Source organism: Streptomyces sp. SID3343 (genome assembly GCF_009865215.1).
Taxonomy (GTDB): domain Bacteria; phylum Actinomycetota; class Actinomycetes; order Streptomycetales; family Streptomycetaceae; genus Embleya.
Genome location: NZ_WWJX01000698.1, coordinates 1 through 7,094, shown reverse-complemented (window position 1 = coordinate 7,094; position 7,094 = coordinate 1). Strand labels below are relative to the sequence as shown.

The window sequence follows — 7,094 nt, the reverse complement described above, 5'->3', positions numbered from 1 at the left end:
GGCCCGGCCCCGGACCTTCCTCGGCGCCGACTGCGCGCCGTGCGGCCTCGGGCGCGGCCTGGCCCGCCGCGAGCGGCTCCGCCTGGAGCAAGTCGGCGACCGTGCAGTCGAGCGCCGCGCACATCTTGTCGAGATCATCGAGCCGCACCGTAACCGGTGTGCCGCTCCACATCGCGGCCACCTTGCTCAGCGACGGGTTGAACCCGACCTGCCGAAAGGCGGCGAGCACCTCGGTCGGGCGCCACAGGTCCCGCTGGGCGGCCACCATCCGCAGATTCCACTTCACCGAAGGTTCCCCTTGTCCATGACCAGTCGCTGGGCGGCCCGGGAGCTGGCCGCCAGATTCGCGAGCTCCGGGTCGGCGTGCGCAGTCGCCATGTACCGAAGAGTCGTCGTTGCCCAGTCGTGTCCGAGGACCTTCTGGACCTCCCAGAGTGTCATCCCTCGCTCGTAGTTGTGGGTCGCGCAGGCATGCCGCAGCAAGTGTGGAAACAGGTCGGCGACGGGGCCCGTCAGGTAGTGCGCGGCCGCGGTGTGCAACGCCTTGCGGAACGTCGAAGGCACTATCGCCGGCGCGATGGCCACGTTCAGGTCGGCGATCGCCTTCGACTTGCGCTCCGATGGCCACAGCGGCGCCCGCGGGTGCTCCGCGTCGTCCCCGAACTCGCCCCGGACCTCCTCGATGTACCACCACAGCAGGGCACGTCCCTCCTGGAAGAGGTACGCCTCCCTCGGGCGCGGACCCGAGCCCCGGGCACCCTTGCCCAGGACGACGAACCGCCCCCACTGCCCGTGCTCCCAGTGAATGTCGCCCAGACAGACTCCGCACAGCTCCGCCGCACGGACACCAGAGAGGTAGGCAACCTTCGTCATCACGTAATCACGGCAGGCCACCGCGTACTTCCGCGCGTTCGCCAGATCTTCGCGCCACCGGGCGAAGAAGTTCTTCATCGCCGTCTGGGACGGCGGAATGCGCAGGCCGAAGTCCCCGCGGTGACGGGGACGGTTGAACGGGTCGATGGGAGATTCGACGGAGGCGCCAAAGCGGCGCATGATCTCGCCGGCGTAGCGCTGTTCCAGAAACGCGAAGTACGCGTCGATCTTGTTGATCTTTCCGCGCAGGGTCGATTGGGCCCGCTTGCCAGCCCCGGCGAAGTACCGGTCGACCTCGCGGGACGTCAACTGCCACGGAACGGCGCCGTAGAACTCGCATACCTCGATCACGGGCTTGATCAGCCCGTCCAGCGTCGTCGGCGCCAGACCTGCCGCATCGCGCGCCCACCGGTACTCGGACAGAGTGTCGAGGAAGAAGCTCTCCTCGTCGTGCACCGAGATCCGGGCCTGGCGGCGTCGCTGCAGCGTGACCACGTCCGCGAGACCGGACTCGACCGCCACCCCAGCCGGATCCACCGGCCCCGTCGGGTCCGAGCCGGGGCGAACCAGCGTCAATAGGCGGCTCTCAGAATCTGACACAAAAACGCAGATTACGCACGCTACTCGCGGATTCCATGATTTACTGCGGATATCTCACGCGATCGAGTGAACGCCGAGAAAAGCCCGATCGACCTGCCAAGATGGGCCGTTGCCCGTCACTTGACCCAGCCGGGAACCCGCGCGTACTCCACTAAACGGCCCCCCACACCCTGACCGGTCCGTCACCGGTCCCGGACGGCCAGCGTCGTGCTCTTTGTGGTGCTCGCCGGGCCCGGCGAGCACGAGTCGCCAGCCGCGTCGTCCGGCGCAGACTCCCTCCCTACTTGTTCGTGTTATCCGGTGTCTACATCACGGCGTCGATCCCTGCCGCGAATTTCGGGTAGCCGCCGAGCCCGCCCCATTCACTCAGCGGCTGACGCGGGGCCGTCCCCGCGAGTGCGGGGCCCGTTCGTGGACCAGGGGATTTGGCCTGTCCATGCTCGCACCGCGTACGTGAGCGAGAGCAGTCCGACACCTACGATCGCGATCCATGTCAGCGCGGGCGCGACGTTGTCGCGAAGGGCGGGCGGGCCCAGACCGCAGGCGATGTCGACCGCGAGCACGGTTGGTGGCAGGCTCCATCCGAGGGCTCGTGGCAGAGCGCTGAAGTGGCCGTGGAGCAACGCGAAGAGGATGTTCAGGGCGAGGGCTGTGGGACCGAGCGTCCACGCGAGTGCGTCGTCTTCCGTGGCGCGGATCGCACCGGTGACCGCCCACCCGAGGATGATCGTGTATGTGGTCGCGAGCAGGCTCGTGACGGCGCGCACGAAGGTGCTGCCGGGATGGATCGTGTTCGTGTCGTGCTTCGCCTCCGTATGCATGACGCTCGGGGGCTCCGCAGGGGTCGCATTCACGCCGGGCGTCGCCGGGAAGGTCGGTTCGGCGGGTTGTCGCGGGGCTGTGGTGCCGCCGGTGGGGGGTGGCCGCGTGCCGGGGCGCGCGGTATCGGCGGGTTTTGTCGTCGTGGTCGTCTTGTGCGTCTTGGGGATGTCCGGTCCGGCCTTGGAGGACAGGAATTCGCGAGGGTCAAAAGACGTCGACTTCAGACCCTCCAGGCACGACTGGATTTCTCGCAGGGCCTGCTGATGGGAGCCGTGGGTTGCGGAGAAGGTGTGGGAGCTCTCGTGCAGTGTCGCGCGCAGGGCACGGAGCCATCGTCGCGCGCCGGGGCGGTCGAGTGTGGTGCACACGATTTCCAGGGTCGGTCGCAGCAGCGCCCGGGGTTTTCGCGTCGCGGCGCGGCGCGTGGCGTCGGCGAGTGCGGGGTGGACGGCGCTCGCGCGTACGAGGTTGAGGATCGCGTGTCGGTGTTGGTTCTCGTCGAGCGCCTCGTCGAGGAGGACGTGTGTGATGAACGTGTGGTCGCTTGCCTGCTCGACCTCGTCGACCAGTCGCGCGGCGAGGAGGTCGGGTCCGAGCGTGCCCCAGTGCGTGCCGTCGCCGGAGGGGTAGGCCTTGGCGAGGCTCTTGTCGTAGGGGGCGAGGACTTCGGCCGTCGGTGGAGCCGTCCGCGGGTAGCCGTGATGGTGTGCGGCGTAGGCCACCCCCACGGCCGCGCGGCCGCGGGCGAGTGTGGTGGCGCCAGCGAGGTATTGGGTGGCCACCATGGTGCGCATCAGAGCGTGGTCGTAACGCTCTGCCGACATGTGCGCAGTGACGAGTCGGCGCCAGTAGTCCTCCTCGTGGGCCAGGAGGACGTTCAGCGGGTTGTGTTCGGCGGCGTATTGGGGATTGGCGTGGGTCAGCACGTCGGCGAGCGCCGCGATATGCAGGTGGACGACGGGCGTCGGGGCGGAGTGCTCGACGTTTGTGCCGTGGGTGCGCGGAGCGTCCGCGATCGGCGCGTTCTTCCAGGTGTCGTCGCCGTGACCCGCTTGCCGCAGCTCCTGGATGCGCCGGGCGAACGCGATCTTCGCGTCGACGTAGGCGTGCTCGTTGCCCGTCTCGAGCGCGTCGGTGATTTTGATGGGGACCGACGTGAAGGGAACGCCCCGGCCGTCTCGGCAGTGGCGGCGGAGTTCGGCCCAGCAGGTGTCGGAGCCGTCGCGGGCGATGAGCAGGACGCGCATGGGAACACGGGTGTCTCGTTCGGTGAGCGCGTCGAGTACTTCCCGGATCTGCTGAAGTCGTGACTCGGCGTGGTCGACGGCGATCACCAGGGGGTGGTCGACGGTGCGGAGCGCGCCGGTGTCGAGGCTGAGGGGGTTCTCGGTGATGAAGCCTCCGGACCAGTGCCGGCGTCCGACCGAGCCGGCGTGCCATGGGGCGAGCGTGTCGAGGAGTTCGGGAACGAGCCGGTTCTTTCCGGTGCCGCCGCGTCCGGTGATCAGGGCGACGGCCGTGGGGTGGGTGGTGTTCTCGCACCATGGGCTCAGGATGTCGAGGACGCGTCGCATCCCGGACAGGGGCACGACGCGGGATCGAGGGTGCAGCAGGAAGGACGAGGAGAGCGCCGGGGGAAGCGGTTCCTTGAGCAGATGGGCGAGGTCGGCGGGCTGCAGGAACGGGGCGACTCCGGTGTGGTGGGCGACGGTTCCGACGAAATCGGACCGCGCCAGGAGTTGTTCGACGGGGAGGACGGAGAGGATGCCTTCCCCCCAGGAAGCGGGCACCAGGAGCGTCACGCCGATGAGTGCTCCGCCACAGAACACCCCGGCCCCGGACATGCCCGACCATGGCTGCGGGCTTTCCCGGAATGGGTCGTCCGCGATCGTCGCTTCCGGGATGGCGTCGTCGATCTCGAACGCGTACATGCGTTGTCGGGTGGCGGTGCCCGTCTTGATGTGCCCGTCCACGGTTTTCACGTCGTGGGCAAGGCCCGAGGGTCCTTCGGTGAAGCGGCCCATCGCCTGGGGCATTCCCGCCATGGTGCACGGCGCGCGGCGGTCGCGGTCGTCGCAGACCAGGTGGCCCCAGCGGACGACGCTCGTCTCGGCGCCGATCTTCGGGTCGGTCCGCAGCAATGCCGCGTCGAGTTGGGGGTCGGACCACAGGATCGACGCCGTCGAGGCGACCCCGGCGAGGTCGCGCACTTCGATGTCTCCGTCCTGGTCGGGCTTCGCGACGTGGGCGGCGGTGAGGATCAGGCCGGGAGCGATCGCACAACCGGTGCCGTAGGCGCCGGCACCATGGTGGATTTCCACCACCCGTGCGTTGGGCCCTGTCATCTGTGAGGGCGCCTACGACGGTTGACGCGGCAACGGCTCGAAACCGCGGTTCCGGTCACTGATGGGCGTCGGGCGCCCCAGGGCGTCCGGGGCGACACGCAAGGTCACTGTCATGCGGTGGGTGGAGGCACTCGCGCGTTCGCCTTTGGCGTCCGCCGCGACGACGAACGCCTTGATTCCGCCCCCCCGGAAGCCGTGTGACGCAGTTCCATACCGAGATCGAGCACGACTTCGGTCACTTCGAACCGGATTCCCGAGCCGTTTCCCTCGTCACGCGCGGCCGTGAGGCCGTGAGGCCGTCCCGAACGGCCTTGATGGCCTTCGACAACTCCGTCGGTTCCAATTCCACGCGTCCCCCTCGGATGCCGCCTCTGCCAGCACCGTACCGATCGGCCGGCCCCGGCGGAGGGCGTTCGCGGAAGGCCCGGGTGCCCCATCGGCCCGAGCGTGCGGTCGAGCACGACGTCGGGTTGCGGGTTGGGTCAGTGGACACGGTGGGTCGAGGACTCGTCCCTGGACACCTGGGCCCCGGCCGCGGTGGGGACGAGCGGCGACCGCGACGGGTCGCCCTGGGTGCGGTCCGGGTGGTCGCCCCGGGCGTGGTGTGCGTTTCGTGTGGTGGACCACCGTCGTGTGTATCGGTTGGGAACGGCCACGGGGGAACCGTGTGCGGACTGCCGTCGCGGGGAAGGACGGCTGCGGCCCGTCCCTTCGCTCGTGCCCCGGACTTTCCGGCGGGGTCGGACGGCGCCCGGTGGGGGCCGACGGTCAACGGCGTGTCGGACAGGACGCGCGCCGGCTCCGAAGAGACGGGTCCTCGACGGGTGTCCGGACGCGGTTTTCGAGCCAAGCGTGGTGCGGCAGCACGCACACTTCCCCGTAGTCGGCGTCCTCCACGCCTCGTATCCGCGGCTCCGCGCGCGACATAGACATGGTGTCGGCGGCCGGATCCGGGCCGTCGGGTATCGCGTCCGACACGGTCGCGGGGGCGGGGATGCGCCGGGTCCAGCATGTCGACCGAGGGCACTATCGGCGGTCCGCCACCTGGGCGGTGAGCTTGCCGAGGGCGAATCGCAGCCGTTCCAGCGTGTCGATCAGTGTGCCCGACCGATCCTTGGCGGAGCTGTGTTCGACCGCGACGGCCAAGGCGAGCGTGGCATAGACCTGCGCGAGCGTCGCGGCCTCCTCCGGGCTCTGGTCGCCGAACGCGCTCGTGGACAGGGGCAACACGGTCGTGGTGATCGAGCACAACCTCGACGTCGTCGCGCAGGCCGACTGGATCATCGACCTCGGCCCCGACGGCGGCAAGGACGGTGGCGAGATCGTGTTCACCGGGCCGCCGCCCGTTCAGCCCGCCAGGTGCCGGCGCAGGTGTTCGCCCGTCAGCGAGCCCGCGCAGTCGAGCAGCCCGCTCGGCGGCCCGGTGAACACGATCTCGCCACCGTCCTTGCCGCCGTCGGGGCCGAGGTCGATGATCCAGTCGGCCTGCGCGACGACGTCGAGGTTGTGCTCGATCACCACGACCGTGTTGCCCCTGTCCACGAGCGCGTTCATCAGCCCGAGCAGGGTGTCCACGTCGGACAGGTGCAGGCCGGTGGTCGGCTCGTCCAGGACGTACACGCTGCCGGTGCGGTGCAACTGGGTGGCCAGCTTGATCCGTTGGCGCTCACCACCCGACAGGGTGCTCAGCGGCTGGCCCAGGCTCAGGTAGTCCAGCCCCACGTCGATCAGCGTGCGCAGTTTGGTGCGCAGGGCGCGCTCGGTGAAGAATTCGACCGCCTCCTCCGCGGGCATCTCCAACACGTCCGCCACCGACTTGCCGCGCAGCCGATGCGCGAGCACCTCGTCCTTGAACCGGCGGCCGTCGCACGAGTCGCAGTGCGTGGTGACCGGGTCCATGTAGGCCAACTCGGTGAGGATCACCCCGCGTCCCTGGCACTGCTCGCACGCGCCCGTGGAGTTGAAGCTGAACAGGCCGGCGGCGACGCCGTTGGTGGTCGCGAACAGCTTGCGAATCGGGTCCATCAGTCCCAGGTACGTCGCGGGCGTCGAACGCGAGGACGCGGCGATGGCGGACTGGTCCACGAAGATCGCGTCGGGATGGTTCGACATGAACACGTCGGCGATCAACGTGCTCTTGCCGGATCCGGCGACGCCGGTGACCACGGTGAGCACGCCGGTGGGCACGCCCACCGTGACCTTCTTGAGGTTGTGCAGGTCGGCGCCCTCGATGGGCAGCATGCCCTGCGGCGCGCGGGGCGCGTCCTTGAGTCCGCTAGACCGACGCAGGCCGCGCCCGGTGAGCGTGTCGGCGCGGCGCAACTCGGCCACGGTGCCCGCGAAGACGATCTCGCCGCCGTGCACGCCCGCCCGCGGGCCCACGTCGACGACATGGTCGGCGATGGCGATGACGTCCGGGTCGTGCTCGACCACGAGCACCGTGTTGCCCTTGTC

General features: G+C 69.3%; 5 protein-coding genes. All 5 read right to left on the bottom strand.

Going from position 1 to position 7,094, the window contains the following annotated elements:
* Window positions 1–286: helix-turn-helix transcriptional regulator (locus tag GT354_RS21455; protein ID WP_346012111.1), on the bottom strand; the 286-nt coding region annotated here is incomplete at its 3' end.
* Window positions 283–1,410, bottom strand: coding sequence for a site-specific integrase (locus tag GT354_RS21450; RefSeq protein ID WP_161357973.1), 1,128 nt, complete (start codon window positions 1,408–1,410; stop codon window positions 283–285). The genes GT354_RS21455 and GT354_RS21450, both read right to left, overlap by 4 nt.
* A gap of 425 nt (window positions 1,411–1,835) precedes the next feature.
* Window positions 1,836–4,640: a serine protease gene (locus GT354_RS21445; RefSeq protein ID WP_161357972.1), complete on the bottom strand. Its 2,805-nt coding sequence runs from the start codon at window positions 4,638–4,640 to the stop codon at window positions 1,836–1,838.
* Window positions 4,641–5,666: 1,026 nt separating this feature from the next.
* Entirely contained in the window at window positions 5,667–5,924 is a 258-nt protein-coding gene (locus GT354_RS52675) for a hypothetical protein (RefSeq protein WP_202512135.1), read from the bottom strand.
* A 63-nt stretch (window positions 5,925–5,987) separates the two neighbouring features.
* A partial coding sequence (locus tag GT354_RS21440) for an ATP-binding cassette domain-containing protein (protein ID WP_161357022.1) occupies window positions 5,988–7,094 on the bottom strand: 1,107 nt, incomplete at its 5' end.

What these genes read in the sequence shown, in the direction of transcription:
- GT354_RS21445 (WP_161357972.1), bottom strand. Translation starts at nt 4,640, where the DNA reads ATGACAGGGCCCAACGCACGGGTGGTGGAAATCCACCATGGTGCCGGC.
- GT354_RS52675 (WP_202512135.1), bottom strand. Translation starts at nt 5,924, where the DNA reads ATGATCCAGTCGGCCTGCGCGACGACGTCGAGGTTGTGCTCGATCACC.